Here is a 13176-nt window from a genome sequence, read left to right on the forward strand (position 1 = left end):
CCCCTTTATGACAAGTTCATACTTGGATTATATTTTAAATTGACTAAATTATCAATAAATTCTGTTAATTTTTGCGAAAATTAACATCTCTCTCCTATTAACGGCATAAAAAAATCGAATAGACAATTATTCGTCTATTCGATCTTTCATCTGTTTTAATATTTTCTTTTCAAGTCTTGAAACTTGTACTTGCGAAATGCCTATGCGCTCGGCTACTTCTGACTGTGTTTGATCTTTATAGTAACGCAAGTATACAATTAAGCGCTCTCGTTCATCTAGTTCTCTAATCGCTTCTTTTAAAGCAATTTTATCGAACCATTTCGTTTCAGATTGATCTGCAATTTGATCTAAAATAGTGATTGGATCTCCATCGTTTTCATATACAGTTTCATGTATAGATGAAGGGGCCCGGCTCGCTTCTTGTGCTAGAACAACTTCCTCTGGCGTTAGTTCTAGTGCCTCTGCCACTTCATTAATCGTTGGAGCCCTTCCGAATTCTTTCGAAAGCTCATCTCTCATCTTTCGAATTTTGTTTCCTGTTTCTTTTAAAGACCTACTAACTTTCACTGATCCATCATCGCGTAAGAAACGTTGTATTTCACCAATAATCATTGGAACTGCATATGTTGAAAATTTCACGTCGAAAGATAAATCAAATTTATCTACCGATTTCAAGAGCCCAATACATCCAATTTGAAATAGGTCGTCTGGTTCGTATCCTCGATTAAGAAACCGCTGTACAACCGACCAAACGAGGCGCATATTACTTTGAACGATTGTATCTCTCGCTTGTTGATCTCCATCTTGACTTTTTTGAATTAACGCTTTTAGCTCGTGGTCCTTTAACTGAGGTTTCTTCTTCTCATTTTTGACCTCTATGTCCATAGGCTATTCTCCTTAATTGCATAGAGCGTTACTATTTGATAAGTATTTTGTCAAATGGATTGTTGTCCCGAAAGATTCGTTTGAAATAACTTCTACTTCATCCATAAAATTTTCCATGATAGTAAATCCCATTCCGGAACGCTCTAATTCAGGTTTAGTTGTAAAAAGGGGTTGTCTCGCTTCATCTAAGTTAAAGATTCCAATCCCTTCATCTCGAATCGTGAGTTTCACCATTGCTTCTTCCAAAATTACAGAAATATAAACAATACCTTCTGCATTTCCTTCGTATCCATGAATAATTGCATTTGTAACCGCTTCTGACACAACTGTTTTAATCTCCGTTAATTCTTCCATCGTTGGATCTAGTTGTGCAATGAAAGCCGCCACTGTAACGCGAGCGAATGATTCATTTTGACTTAATGCTGAAAATTGAAGGTTCATTTCATTTCTCATCTATGCCACCCCCAACGTCGCGAGCGCGTGCGCTTCACTTTCTTCTAAGCGAACGATTTTGAATAAGCCCGACATTTCAAATAAACGCTTAACAGGCGGTGAAATTGCACAAACAACCATTTCTCCACCTAATCCCTTTACGTGTTTATATCGGCCTAATATAACACCTAGACCAGAACTATCCATAAACGATAAGTTCTCTAGGCTCAAAACAATATGATGAACACCATGTGTCTCAATCATATCTGTTACTTTCGTTCGCAACTCTTCAGCCGTATGATGATCTAATTCACCCTCTAGTCTCACACATAGGACGTCACGTTTTACTTCTAATTGCATGGAAAGACTCACACGATTTCCTCCTTATGCTCAAACTTTACTTATTCACATACATAAAGATTTTCGTGATACAAAATAAGAATCCTTCCTGCTGACAAAAGAAGAACTATTTCGTCATAAAGTGAAACCTTTCAGCATTATTCACTTACATACGAATAGAAAAGCGGCAAAATATTTGCCGCTATTTTGATGTTGAAAACATCCCAAAACTTCTTTTAAATAACTCCCACCAGCTCGCTGCAGCAACATCTTCTTTTGCTACAATTGTTTGTTTTAATAAAACATCTTTATCTTTTTTAATAACAAGTGTACCAAGCGCGTCACCTTTTTTAATCGGTGCTTTTACTTTCTTTTCAGCAATTACTTCTTGTTTTACCTTGTCCATATTCTCGCCCTTCTTCATAAGAAGAGAAACATTATCTGACGCAACTAAATCTACTTTTTCTTTTTTCCCTTTTCCTACTTGAACTGTCTTAATTTTTTCGCCGCGCGTATACAATTTCTTTGTCATATATTGTCCAAATGCATAGTCAAGAAGCTTCGTCACTTGGTTGTTCCGTTCTTTTGATGTTGGTGCTCCCATGACAACTGAAATGACACGCATGCCATTTTTTTCAGCCGATGCTGTTAAACAATATTTCGCTTCTGTCGTAAAACCTGTTTTTACTCCATCTACGCCAGGATAAAAACGTACTAGTTTATTCGTATTAACGAGCCAAAACTTTTTATCCGTATCTTCACGTAAATAATCTTCGTACTTACCTGTGTATTTACGAATAAGTGGATACTTCATCAATTCTCTCGCCATTATAGCCATATCATTTGCTGTCGAATAATGGTCTTTGGCCGGAAGACCTGTTGGATTTTGAAAATGTGTATTTTTCAGCCCTAAATCTTTCGCCTTTTTGTTCATCATATTTACAAATCCTTCTTCTGAACCTGCGATGTGCTCGGCTACTGCAACAGATGCGTCATTTCCAGATGCAATTGCAATACCCTTTAACATCTCATTTACAGTCATCTCTTCCCCAGGTTCTAAAAAGATTTGCGATCCACCCATTGAAGCTGCATGTTCACTCGCTCTAACTTTATCGGTCAGTTTTAGTTTTCCTTTTTCAACTTGTTCCATAATTAAAAGCATTGTCATAATCTTTGTCATACTAGCAGGTGGTAATTTTTCATTTGGGTTTTTATCAAATAAAACTTTACCTGTATCTTGCTCAATTACGATTGCTGACGACGCTTGTTCCGCTAACTTCGGCGTTGTTTCTTCTGTTTTCTCCTGCTTCGTTTTTTCAGATTGCGCAAAACTCACTGAAGTTCCAGAAAGCAATAACATGAAACAAACAAGTATTCCAAAAACTCGCTTCATGACTAACCCTCCATTCTATATCAGACCTATTTTTTCCAATTCTCCTTTTTTTAATACCAATTTTTTCTATTATTTTCAGTTGACAAATACATTCGTCCCCTATATTGTATTAAGTGTATTGCATATAGTAGTACACTTAATACATATGAGGAAGGAGACATTGCTCTTGCATATTCAACTTGACCCAAGAAGCAACACTCCGATATGGGAACAAATTGTTCAAAATATAAAAGAACTCGTATTGAAAAGCATGTTGGCTCCAAGTGATAAACTTCCTTCTGTACGCGAACTCGCTTCTTTACTCGTTATAAATCCAAATACAGTGAGTAAAGCGTATCAAGAGTTAGAGCGACAAGGAATTATTGAAACGTTACGAGGAAAAGGAACATTTGTATCCCAATCGATTACCCCAACATTAGACGAAAGGAAAATCGCTATGGTTGAAAAGCAATTTCATCAATTACTATTAGAAGCCTCTTATCTTGGTGTTACGAAAGATAAAATTCATGATTGGATAGATTCATACTATAAAGAGATTGGAGGAAATACGGATGCTGAAAGTGACAAGCTTGAAGAAAACAATTGATACTCAAACAATTTTAGACGATGTTTCTTTCACATTACAAAAAGGTAGTATCATCGGGTTACTTGGAAGAAACGGCGCGGGAAAAACAACTTTATTACGAACGATGGTCGGCATTTTAGACCCAGACGAGGGAACTGTTACATATGAGGATATCGACATTCATAAGAATCCTGAAACGAAACAAAAAATCGTATATGTTCCGGATTCTACTAACATACTGAACGGTTATACAGTAAAAGAAATCGTGAAGTTTTATAAAGCAGTTTATACAGCTTTTGATGAACCATATTTCTATGAACTACTAGAACATTTCAACTTACCAAATAAACGAATTCGTAGTTATTCAAAAGGAATGAAAGCACTGCTTGCCATCATTTTAGCTGTTGCTGCAAAAGCAGAATATATTATTTTAGATGAACCAACAAACGGACTTGATCCTATCGTTAAAAGACAGATTTTACAGTTTCTCGTTGGAGAAGTTGCAGAAAAAGAAATTACCATTTTCATCTCTACCCATCATTTAGATGAAGTGGAACAAATTGCAGATACAATCATTATGTTAAAAGGACATACTGTAGCATCTATTACGTCACTAGACGATGCAAAATCACAATTTGCAAAAATACAAGTAGCTTACGAGCGTTCATTACCTCAAAAACTAGAAAACTTAAGCAATATTAAAATATTAAATCAAACAGGAAAAGTATATACAATCTTAATTGAAGGAAATGTGGCTACAACACTCGAGAAGTTTTATAAAGAACAACCACTGCTCATTGAAGAATTAACAATGTCACTTGAAGATGTCTTCGTTACGACACTGGAGGAGGATGGATATGTTTCATAAAGCGTTATGGATGTGGAATTGGAAGCGTGGGAAATATGCTGCGTTACTTTTTCTCTTCAGTTCACTTTATTTTTTATCTTTCGAATACTATCAAGCAGCAGAAACTCAACAGTCTCTCTTTCTCCATCCAGAAAAAATAGGTGAAGAAAAGTTCTACTATCATTATTCTTTTTATTCTTCTAATAGCTTTTGGTTAAGTATTATTACAATTATCCTATCCTGTATATTAATTGGCTGGGAGCGAAGTAATCAAAATGGAGATTCACTTATGACATTTCCATTTAAAAGACGTGATATGTTCTTATCGAAGTGGGTTTTCGGTGGATTTTTCATTGTACTATCATTTCTAATCAATTGGGGTCTTATGTATTTTATTTATAAATCTACGATTCACTTTGAATATCAATCTTTCGAACCGTTTCATCGATATTTCTTGTATGCAATTTTCACATATATCGCTATCTATACTGTCTCTTTATGTATAGGTACATTTACTGGCAGTATTATTTCACAAAGCATCTTCAGCATTACTTTTTGCATAATGGGAATGGGAATCTTTTCACTCTTACTCCTTTTCTTTACAGCTCATGCTGAGGCAATACAAGGGAATAAAAGTTATACGAATTTCGAAAACATTTATAAATTCAATAAAAAGACCAACATTTCAAGCGCTATATTAGACTTTTCAATTAGTTATAATTACCACCCTACTGTCCAATCAGATGAAGATCATGGAAAAGTAATACAAAGGGGACCCATTTTTCATAGTTACTACTCTGCAAAAGTAATACTTGTTCCTATCTTCTATACTATTTCCAGCTTACTAATTGGTATGTTTCTTTATGCACGATCACCTAATGAACATAATAAGAAAATTTTCCTTTTCCCAAAATACAACTCACTCTGGATGTGGGGTACTACCTTTTATTTTGCATTAATAGGTGGGCAAATGTTAAAACGTTTTGATTTATTATTTAGTTACTATGTTGGGTTCTTTTTATTTGGAATCGTCACTTATTTTATATTATCACGTCTTACAAACTATAAAGTTTTTTAAAGGAGAGATCCTATGTTTCAAAAAGCATTATGGGTGCATACCTACAAACAAAGTAAATATATTATTTGGCTATTTTGGTTAGTAAGTTTTTATGTACTATCATATAAATACTATTTAGCAGCTGCCGAGCAATTAAAATATTTTCATGAACATAATGAATGGAAATATATATACCGATATAATTATCAACTTTCACTTCCCGATGCTATTATGGTTCAAGGAGGACTCCTTATTATATTAGCCTGCATTCTTATTGGATGGGAACGTCAAAATCAATCAAGTGACATTTTATGGTCTATGCCATTTAAACGAACACATCTCTTCATAACGAAATGGCTTTTTGGTGTGTGTAATATTGTAGCTATCGTTATACTAAATTGGGGACTTTTTGCTATTATGAAAAAGACAACCTTTCATAATAAGTATCAAATATTTTCACCATTTCACACTTACTTCTTGTACATGGTTATCATCTTAGTTGCTATATATACACTTGCATTATGCATAGGAACAATTGCTGGTAATATGATTTCACAAGGATTCTTCAGTGTTGCTATACTTGGATTCCCTTTTATTTTGCCGACTCTAATTGCCGGAGCTATTTCTATTCATACGGTTGGACTTACTTCCAATCATACCGTCTATACGGAGGAAAATGTAGATCGTTACGGTTCAGGAATAGAAAAAGTGAGTATTTTAGCGCCAGTTCGCGGATTCAATATTAATTTTAATTACGATCCTCAACGTGCTTATACTGATCAACAAGGCGTACGTCATGATGAACCTAATTTTACATATATTCCTTCAGCAACAAAACTTACCGGTCCAATCGCAAATATGCTTATTCTATTCCCTTTAGGAATGTACTTATATACAAGATCACCTAATGAACAAAATGGAAACTTTCTATTATATCCGAAGCTTAAAACACTATGTATGATATGTTGTGTAATCTTTATTGGAATGTTTGGAGGAATGGCAGCGGGCGGAAGTCATTCTATCGTAAATTATTATATTGGTTTTATAGGGACCAGTACGATAGTCTACCTACTATTATCTCGCTTATTAAAATTAAAATTTTCTTGGCGTGTAAAATAACCTCCTCTTTAAGAGGAGGTTATTTTAAATTCTCTCTCCTATCCCCATACACCATCTCTTCTTTCATTCCAAATCCATCACCATTTTGCACAATTTGCTCTGTCGGGGCAACTACACTTTCGGCAATTTTCCATTCCCCACGCTCTTTTACGAATACTTGTAGAAAATAGTTCATGCCATCTAATTGATATGCATTTTCTTTTTTCACATTATAGTGAATCGCAATGTAGTACACTTGAATGTTTTCTTTCCCTATTTTTGATACGTATTGCGATAGTCTCGGTATATAAAGTGCTGCTTTCTGAAAAGATAGTTGCTTCGCTTTAACAAGCGATGAACTTGTTACATTACGTAATGTGTCCCGATTACGAATATTATCGCTATGGTGGAATAATACTGCGTTTTGCATAGAACGAACCCATAATTTCGAATATAAGACTGTATTATCATTTTCAATGTACTTCACTTCTTTTCGCACTACTTGGATAGGCGTATCTGCGTACGTGAATGTTTGAAAACAGAAAAAACCACCAAATAAAATGGTAAGTGCAGCAATATATTTCATAATCTTTCCTCCGATCTTTTAATTAAAGTATCGGAGTTTCAAAATATTTTTATTCAAAAGAAAAAGGATAGGAATGCTTTCGCTTCCTATCCTCATTTATTATAATACGCGGCCAAATAGTTCTAAGACCATTTCTATTTCTTGGTCGCTCCAACCTTTAAATCTCTCTTTATAATATTCTTTACGCACAGCTTCAAGTTTTTCAGTTACTTCTCTTCCGTGCTCTGTAATTTCTAAGTACACGATTCGACGATCTGAATTAGAACGTTTTCTTTCTACTAATCCTTTTCGTACGAGACGATCTGTAACAGCTGTAATATGACTGGAGGTTACGTTTACTTCACTCGCAATTTGCGAAGCCATCTGTGGACTGTTTAAAAATAACGCACGTAATACAGAAAATTCATTATATGGCATATGTTCTGCAAAACGTGTATTAATATCATTTTGTAATAAACGTATCATTTTTCGAAATGATGCAGATAAATCTAAAATCAGCGTTTCTCTTTTTTCGTTCAATAGCCTCGTCCCTTTTTTATCATATTTACACATATTATAATCTATAAATACCTATGTTGTATATGCTTTCTTTCCTCAACATTCTCATTTATGTAACTTTTTTCATATAAATTTCTTTTTTGTTCACACATATACATATAAAAAGGATGGTGATGGAAAATGCAGGGTGGAATGAATCCTTATTTACACAACGTACGCACTGCTAATACTGGTAAAGAAGCTACTATTACTGTACAAGGTGAAGGTGTTGTAAAAGCAAAACCGAATGTTGTTATATTAACACTCGGCATTCGAACAGATGATAAAAATGTAAAACAGGCTCAAGAAGAAAATGCAGTGCAATCCAAACAATTGCTGGATGCACTTAAACAGCTTGGTATTGCCGATAAAGATATAGAGACTATTTCTTATACAATTACTCCTCAATACGAATATGTAAATGATAAAGCCTTGCTGCAAGGATACCGCGTGGAGCATTTGTATGAAATTACCGTTTTAAATGTACAAAAAGCTGGGGAAGTATATGATATAGCCGTTTCAAATGGTGCAAATGTAGCAAAAGGTTTACGTTTCCGAGTATCTCATCCAAATAAATATTATGAGCAAGCTCTCATTCAAGCTCTGCACCAAGCAGTAGAAAAAGCTCGTGCTATTGCGAGTACATATAATTTAAATATTAATCCTGTTCCCCTCTCATTCGTTGAAGAATCTGCCCAATTACCAAGGGAGGTTACGTCTTATGCTACTTTACATGCGCAAGCAGCCCCGCCTATTCAATCGGGAGAGTTAGAAATTATTTCAACAATACGGGCAATTTTTACGTATTTATAAATAATTTCATTTATAAGTAAACGTTATCATTTTCCTTGTTGTAAAAACATGATGTTCTGATATAATAAAGGACGGTGAGCTCTTACGAAAGAGATATCACGGGTGGGAGAGGGATATGAAAAAGAAGGTTTAACATGAAAGGAATACTTGAAAGAACATTTAAATTAGGTTTACACGAAACATCACCAAAACAAGAAGTTTTAGCTGGAGTTACGTCATTTTTCACGATCGTATATATTATGATTGTAAATGCATCAATTTTATCCGATGCTGGCATTCCTCTTGAAGCTGGAATTTTAGCAACTGTTTTCAGTTCATTTGTCGGATGTCTACTCATGGCATTTTGGGCAAATGCACCTGCTATTCTTGTCCCTGGTATGGGTGTAAATGCATTCTTCACGTACACAGCTGTGCATACGCTTGGACTAACTTGGCAAGAAGCATTGGCTGCTGTCTTTATCTCTGGTATTATTTTTGCAATTGCCGCTTTTACACCAATCGCTCGCGTGCTATCAGTATCAATTCCAAAGTCATTAAAGGAAGCAATTACTGTCGGCATCGGATTATTTTTAGCGTTTATCGGATTGCAAAAAGGTGGCTTAGTCGTTTCGAACCCAAATACTGCTGTTGCAATGGGTAAATTAAGTAACCCTGTCGTTCTTGCGACCGTGCTTACTCTTATCATTGCACTTGTACTATTTATTCGTAACGTACGTGGAAACTTTTTATGGACGATTGCAATAGGAACTGGTATTGCATGGCTATTTGGCCTTGTTGATACAAGTCAAATCGGAAATAGTTCATTCTCATTCGCTAATTACGGGGATGTGTTTGGAGCTATGTCATTTGGCAAACTTTCTTCCTTACCGTTTTGGATTGCAACATTCTCCTTAAGCATGGTGCTTATTTTTGAGAACATGGGACTTCTGCACGGTTTATTAGAAGATGACCGTAAATTCCCACGTGCTTACCAAGCCAATGCAATTTCAGCAATGACATGTGGTCTATTTGGCACAAGCCCTACCGTATCAACAGTAGAGAGTGCCGCAGGTATTACTGCAGGCGGAAAGACAGGTCTGACGTCTATCGTTACGGGGTTGTTATTCTTTGCATCATTGTTTGCACTTCCGTTTGTCAAACTAATTCCTGATAGTGCCATTGCACCAATCTTAATTATTATTGGCGGCCTGATGATTACAAGCATTCAGCAAATTCCTCTGAACGATTTTTCAGAAGGATTTCCAGCGTTCTTAATTATCGTCATGATCCCGCTCACATATAGTATCGCTGATGGCATTGCGTTCGGATTTATTGCTTACCCTATCTTAAAAGTTGCTCTTGGAAAGCGTAAAGAAGTCGCACCATCTATGTATATCATTACATGCTTATTCTTAGCTATGTTTGTATTACATGCTATTGGTTGAAAAAAAACACCGAGGAAATCCTCGGTGTTTTTTTACTTAAACCATCCTTTTTTATAAAACCAGGCCATCATTCCGCCGCCAATTAATGCCATTAGAAGAAGACAAATAAAATAACTATATTGTCCACCAAGCTCTGGCATATGCGTAAAGTTCATTCCATATACTCCCGCAATAAATGTTAATGGCATGAAAATAGTCGAGAATACAGTTAATGTTTTCATAATGTTATTCATATGATGTGAGTTTAATGAAAAATAACTATCCCGAATATCCGCCGTTAACTCTCGACTTGCCTCAATCATTTCCGTAAGTTTAAGTAAATGATCATGTATATCTTTAAAATAAATCTCATGATCACTTATACCGTAAAAACGAGTGGAATTCAAAATACGATACAATAAATCACGCATTGGAATAATTGTACGTCTTAACTTAGATAAATCTGCCCTAATATCAAATACTTCTTCTAGTACGGCTCCTGCTGTCTCACCTGTTAAATTATCATCAATCGCATTTAAATGATCTTCAATGTAATATACAGGTGCGAAATAATCATCTACAATTTGATCAGTGATCGTATGTGCTACATGTAAAGGTCCTTTCTTAATCCGCCTCTTCTCACCAAGTGTTTTCCATACTCTTTCAATTGCATTATTATGAGAAAAATGGAAAGAAACAATATAGCGATCACTAACAAACAAATCAATTTCATGTGGTTCTAGCCCATCTTCTCCAAACGCGTGAAGAACTAAAAAGTTATATCCATCATAAAAATCAACTTTTGGCCTCTGTACGTATTCTAGACAGTCTTCAATTGCAAGGGGATGGAACTTAAAATGGTCTTGCAGAATATATGTATACTCTTCTTTCGTTGGCTTATATAAATCTAGCCAATACCATACAATATGGTCTTTCTTTGTTTCTTCTAAAGAAACATCATATAATACTTCATCTGTTTTTGTTACTGCACAAATTCTAATCATAATTTCACCCATTATTATTATAAACAAAAAATAGTAAAAAAAGCCAAGGAGAAATCTCCTCAGCTTTTTTTATTACTTCGTTACGATACCGTGTACTAAAGTTGGTGCATCTACGTGTTCTTTAGAGATCTTCATGTTCTCATAAATTTTCGCTTTTACATCTTCAACATTTTCGCGGTTTGCGTAAATTGTAACGAGAGATTCACCTTGCTTCACGCTATCGCCTACTTTTTTGCGCAGCATTAGACCAACTGCTAAATCAATTTCAGACTCTTTCGTTGCACGTCCTGCTCCTAAAAGCATTGCTGCTGTTCCGATTTCGTCTGCAACGATTTCTGATACATATCCGTCTTCTTTCGCTTCCACTTCAATTTTAAATTGTGCTTGTGGCAATTTAGAAGGGTCATCAACAACAGATGCGTCACCGCCTTGCGCTGATAAGAACGTTTTAAATGATTCTAGCGCTTTTCCGTTGTTCATTACTTCAATTAGCTTTTCACGTGCATCTTCTAAAGATGAAGCTTGTCCAGCAAGGTACACCATTTGACTTCCAAGTGTTAAACATAGCTCTTCTAAATCTTTCGGCCCTTTACCTTGTAATGTATCAATTGCTTCTTGAACTTCTAATGCGTTACCGATAGCTTCACCGAGTGGTTGACTCATATCAGAAATAACTGCCATCGTATTACGACCAACGTTATTACCGATACGTACCATTGCTTCTGCTAAACGTTTTGCATCTTCATCCGTTTTCATAAATGCACCTGCTCCAGTTTTTACATCAAGAACAATTGCATCTGCACCAGCAGCAATTTTTTTACTCATAATCGAACTTGCAATAAGCGGAATTGAGTTTACTGTTGCTGTTACATCACGAAGTGCATATAGCTTTTTATCAGCAGGTGTTAAGTTACCACTTTGGCCGATAACAGCGATTTTGTTTTCATTTACAAGACGCATGAATTCATCGTTTTCAATTTCCACATGGAATCCTGGAACTGCTTCTAATTTATCAATTGTACCACCAGTATGTCCTAAACCGCGTCCAGACATTTTCGCTACTGGTACATCTAAAGCAGCTACTAATGGACCTAATACAAGTGTCGTTGTATCACCAACACCACCTGTTGAATGCTTATCTACTTTTACACCTTCAATAGCCGATAAGTCGATTGTATCACCGCTATTTACCATTGCCATCGTTAAATCAGCACGCTCTTGATCGTTCATATCTTGGAAGAAAATTGCCATTGCAAGTGAACTTACTTGATAATCAGGAATATCACCATTCGTATATCCTTCAACAATAAAGTTAATTTCTTCTGTCGTTAATGCATGTCCGTCACGTTTTTTTGCAATTAGGTCCACCATTCTCATCGTGAAGTCACCCCTTCATTTGTTTTACGATTGCTTTTACTAATGCTAAGAAGTTAGCTTTAACACGTTCTGTCGTTTCAATTACTTCATCGTGGTGAAGTGGTTGATCTAAAATACCAGCTGCCATATTTGAAATACAAGAAATACCTAATACTTTCATACCAGCGTGACGCGCTACAATTACTTCAGGTACTGTTGACATACCAACTGCATCTCCGCCAAGTGTACGAAGCATACGAATTTCAGCAGGTGTTTCATATACAGGACCTGTCATTCCTACGTATACACCTTCTTGTACTTTAATATTTAAGTCTGCTGCAACTTGTTTCGCCATTTCGCGAAGTTCTACTGTATATGATGTAGACATATCAGGGAAACGTACGCCCATTTCAGAATCATTCGGTCCGATTAATGGATTCGTACCCATGAAGTTAATGTGGTCTGAAATTAACATAAGATCGCCTGGCTCAAATGATGTATTTACACCACCAGCTGCGTTTGTTACAACTACTGTTTCTACACCTAGTTCTTTCATAACACGAACTGGGAATGTTACTTTTTGCATGTCGTATCCTTCATAGAAGTGGAAACGTCCTTGCATTGCTACTACTGTTACACCTTGAAGTGTACCAAATACTAGTTGACCTGCATGGCCTTCTACAGTTGATACTGGGAATTCAGGGATTTCACTGTAAGGTACTGTTACTGCATTCTCAATTTCGTCTGCTAATACACCTAGTCCTGATCCAAGGATTAGTCCTACTTGTGGTGTCTCTTGAAATTTCTCTTTTAAGTATGAAGCTGATTTTGTAATAAGTTCACGATTCATTTGTTTATCCC

General features: G+C 35.8%; 15 protein-coding genes. 6 read left to right on the forward strand and 9 right to left on the reverse strand.

The genetic code is table 11. The features are described from left to right. Positions 1-126 precede the first annotated feature (126 nt). The 4 genes from sigF to dacF form a co-directional block, all read right to left on the reverse strand. Positions 127-885 (reverse strand): RNA polymerase sporulation sigma factor SigF, encoded by a 759-nt coding sequence (sigF, locus tag ACUL40_RS12570; protein WP_000350729.1) that lies wholly within the window; start codon positions 883-885, stop codon positions 127-129. A 12-nt stretch (positions 886-897) separates the two neighbouring features. Then, on the reverse strand, positions 898-1338 hold the full coding sequence (gene spoIIAB / locus ACUL40_RS12575) for an anti-sigma F factor (RefSeq protein WP_001243398.1): 441 nt from the start codon (positions 1336-1338) through the stop codon (positions 898-900). Continuing rightward, positions 1339-1689 carry an anti-sigma F factor antagonist gene (spoIIAA, locus tag ACUL40_RS12580; protein ID WP_000059135.1) on the reverse strand — a complete coding sequence of 117 codons (351 nt, stop codon included), beginning with the start codon at positions 1687-1689 and terminating at the stop codon, positions 1339-1341. A gap of 169 nt (positions 1690-1858) precedes the next feature. After that, a complete protein-coding gene (gene dacF, locus ACUL40_RS12585; RefSeq protein ID WP_000831998.1) occupies positions 1859-3049 on the reverse strand; it encodes a serine-type D-Ala-D-Ala carboxypeptidase DacF in 1191 nt (396 codons plus the stop codon). A gap of 166 nt (positions 3050-3215) precedes the next feature. Between dacF and ACUL40_RS12590 the strand changes: the two genes are divergently transcribed. The 4 genes from ACUL40_RS12590 to ACUL40_RS12605 are packed head-to-tail and all read left to right on the forward strand — an operon-like array spanning position 3216 to position 6637. Beyond that, positions 3216-3635, forward strand: a complete 420-nt coding sequence (locus ACUL40_RS12590) for a GntR family transcriptional regulator (protein WP_000548045.1) — start codon at positions 3216-3218, stop codon at positions 3633-3635. After that, positions 3601-4482: an ABC transporter ATP-binding protein gene (locus ACUL40_RS12595; RefSeq protein ID WP_000922164.1), complete on the forward strand. Its 882-nt coding sequence runs from the start codon at positions 3601-3603 to the stop codon at positions 4480-4482. Before ACUL40_RS12590 ends, ACUL40_RS12595 begins: the two co-directional genes overlap by 35 nt. Further along, entirely contained in the window at positions 4472-5539 is a 1068-nt protein-coding gene (locus tag ACUL40_RS12600; RefSeq protein WP_139846716.1) for an ABC transporter permease, read from the forward strand. Before ACUL40_RS12595 ends, ACUL40_RS12600 begins: the two co-directional genes overlap by 11 nt. 12 nt (positions 5540-5551) lie before the next feature. After that, positions 5552-6637, forward strand: a complete 1086-nt coding sequence (locus ACUL40_RS12605) for a hypothetical protein (protein WP_000486559.1) — start codon at positions 5552-5554, stop codon at positions 6635-6637. Between the two features lie 19 nt (positions 6638-6656). On the opposite strand, the gene ACUL40_RS12610 is transcribed toward ACUL40_RS12605, so the two are convergent. After that, positions 6657-7202 (reverse strand): hypothetical protein, encoded by a 546-nt coding sequence (locus ACUL40_RS12610; protein WP_033696439.1) that lies wholly within the window; start codon positions 7200-7202, stop codon positions 6657-6659. A 99-nt stretch (positions 7203-7301) separates the two neighbouring features. Then, on the reverse strand, positions 7302-7721 hold the full coding sequence (locus ACUL40_RS12615) for a MarR family winged helix-turn-helix transcriptional regulator (protein WP_001003307.1): 420 nt from the start codon (positions 7719-7721) through the stop codon (positions 7302-7304). 159 nt (positions 7722-7880) lie between these two features. Between ACUL40_RS12615 and ACUL40_RS12620 the strand changes: the two genes are divergently transcribed. Both ACUL40_RS12620 and ACUL40_RS12625 read left to right on the forward strand, forming a co-directional pair. Continuing rightward, on the forward strand, positions 7881-8552 hold the full coding sequence (locus ACUL40_RS12620; RefSeq protein ID WP_001161449.1) for an SIMPL domain-containing protein: 672 nt from the start codon (positions 7881-7883) through the stop codon (positions 8550-8552). A gap of 134 nt (positions 8553-8686) precedes the next feature. Continuing rightward, complete coding sequence (locus ACUL40_RS12625; RefSeq protein WP_000676247.1) at positions 8687-9976, forward strand: NCS2 family permease; 1290 nt, start codon at positions 8687-8689, stop codon at positions 9974-9976. A 32-nt stretch (positions 9977-10008) separates the two neighbouring features. On the opposite strand, the gene corA is transcribed toward ACUL40_RS12625, so the two are convergent. From corA to ACUL40_RS12640, 3 genes are read right to left on the reverse strand one after another with little or no spacing between them, the layout of a single operon-like run. Beyond that, positions 10009-10971: a magnesium/cobalt transporter CorA gene (gene corA, locus ACUL40_RS12630; RefSeq protein ID WP_002026281.1), complete on the reverse strand. Its 963-nt coding sequence runs from the start codon at positions 10969-10971 to the stop codon at positions 10009-10011. Between the two features lie 60 nt (positions 10972-11031). Beyond that, the gene (locus ACUL40_RS12635) at positions 11032-12336 is read right to left on the reverse strand and encodes a pyrimidine-nucleoside phosphorylase (RefSeq protein ID WP_001243069.1); all 1305 of its coding nucleotides are present in this window, start codon (positions 12334-12336) and stop codon (positions 11032-11034) included. 7 nt (positions 12337-12343) lie between these two features. Further along, complete coding sequence (locus tag ACUL40_RS12640) at positions 12344-13165, reverse strand: purine-nucleoside phosphorylase (protein WP_001078446.1); 822 nt, start codon at positions 13163-13165, stop codon at positions 12344-12346. Positions 13166-13176: the final 11 nt, after the last annotated feature.

The sequence above is a fragment of the Bacillus sp. KNSH39 genome (assembly GCF_052656585.1).

Excerpts from the sequence above, each read along its gene's own strand:
- sigF (WP_000350729.1), bottom strand. The coding sequence starts at position 885 with ATGGACATAGAGGTCAAAAATGAGAAGAAGAAACCTCAGTTAAAGGAC.
- spoIIAB (WP_001243398.1), bottom strand. The coding sequence starts at position 1,338 with ATGAGAAATGAAATGAACCTTCAATTTTCAGCATTAAGTCAAAATGAA.
- dacF (WP_000831998.1), bottom strand. The coding sequence starts at position 3,049 with ATGAAGCGAGTTTTTGGAATACTTGTTTGTTTCATGTTATTGCTTTCT.
- ACUL40_RS12595 (WP_000922164.1), top strand. The coding sequence starts at position 3,601 with ATGCTGAAAGTGACAAGCTTGAAGAAAACAATTGATACTCAAACAATT.
- ACUL40_RS12600 (WP_139846716.1), top strand. The coding sequence starts at position 4,472 with ATGTTTCATAAAGCGTTATGGATGTGGAATTGGAAGCGTGGGAAATAT.
- ACUL40_RS12605 (WP_000486559.1), top strand. The coding sequence starts at position 5,552 with ATGTTTCAAAAAGCATTATGGGTGCATACCTACAAACAAAGTAAATAT.
- ACUL40_RS12610 (WP_033696439.1), bottom strand. The coding sequence starts at position 7,202 with ATGAAATATATTGCTGCACTTACCATTTTATTTGGTGGTTTTTTCTGT.
- ACUL40_RS12620 (WP_001161449.1), top strand. The coding sequence starts at position 7,881 with ATGCAGGGTGGAATGAATCCTTATTTACACAACGTACGCACTGCTAAT.
- ACUL40_RS12625 (WP_000676247.1), top strand. The coding sequence starts at position 8,687 with ATGAAAGGAATACTTGAAAGAACATTTAAATTAGGTTTACACGAAACA.
- corA (WP_002026281.1), bottom strand. The coding sequence starts at position 10,971 with ATGGGTGAAATTATGATTAGAATTTGTGCAGTAACAAAAACAGATGAA.
- ACUL40_RS12635 (WP_001243069.1), bottom strand. The coding sequence starts at position 12,336 with ATGAGAATGGTGGACCTAATTGCAAAAAAACGTGACGGACATGCATTA.
- ACUL40_RS12640 (WP_001078446.1), bottom strand. The coding sequence starts at position 13,165 with ATGAATCGTGAACTTATTACAAAATCAGCTTCATACTTAAAAGAGAAA.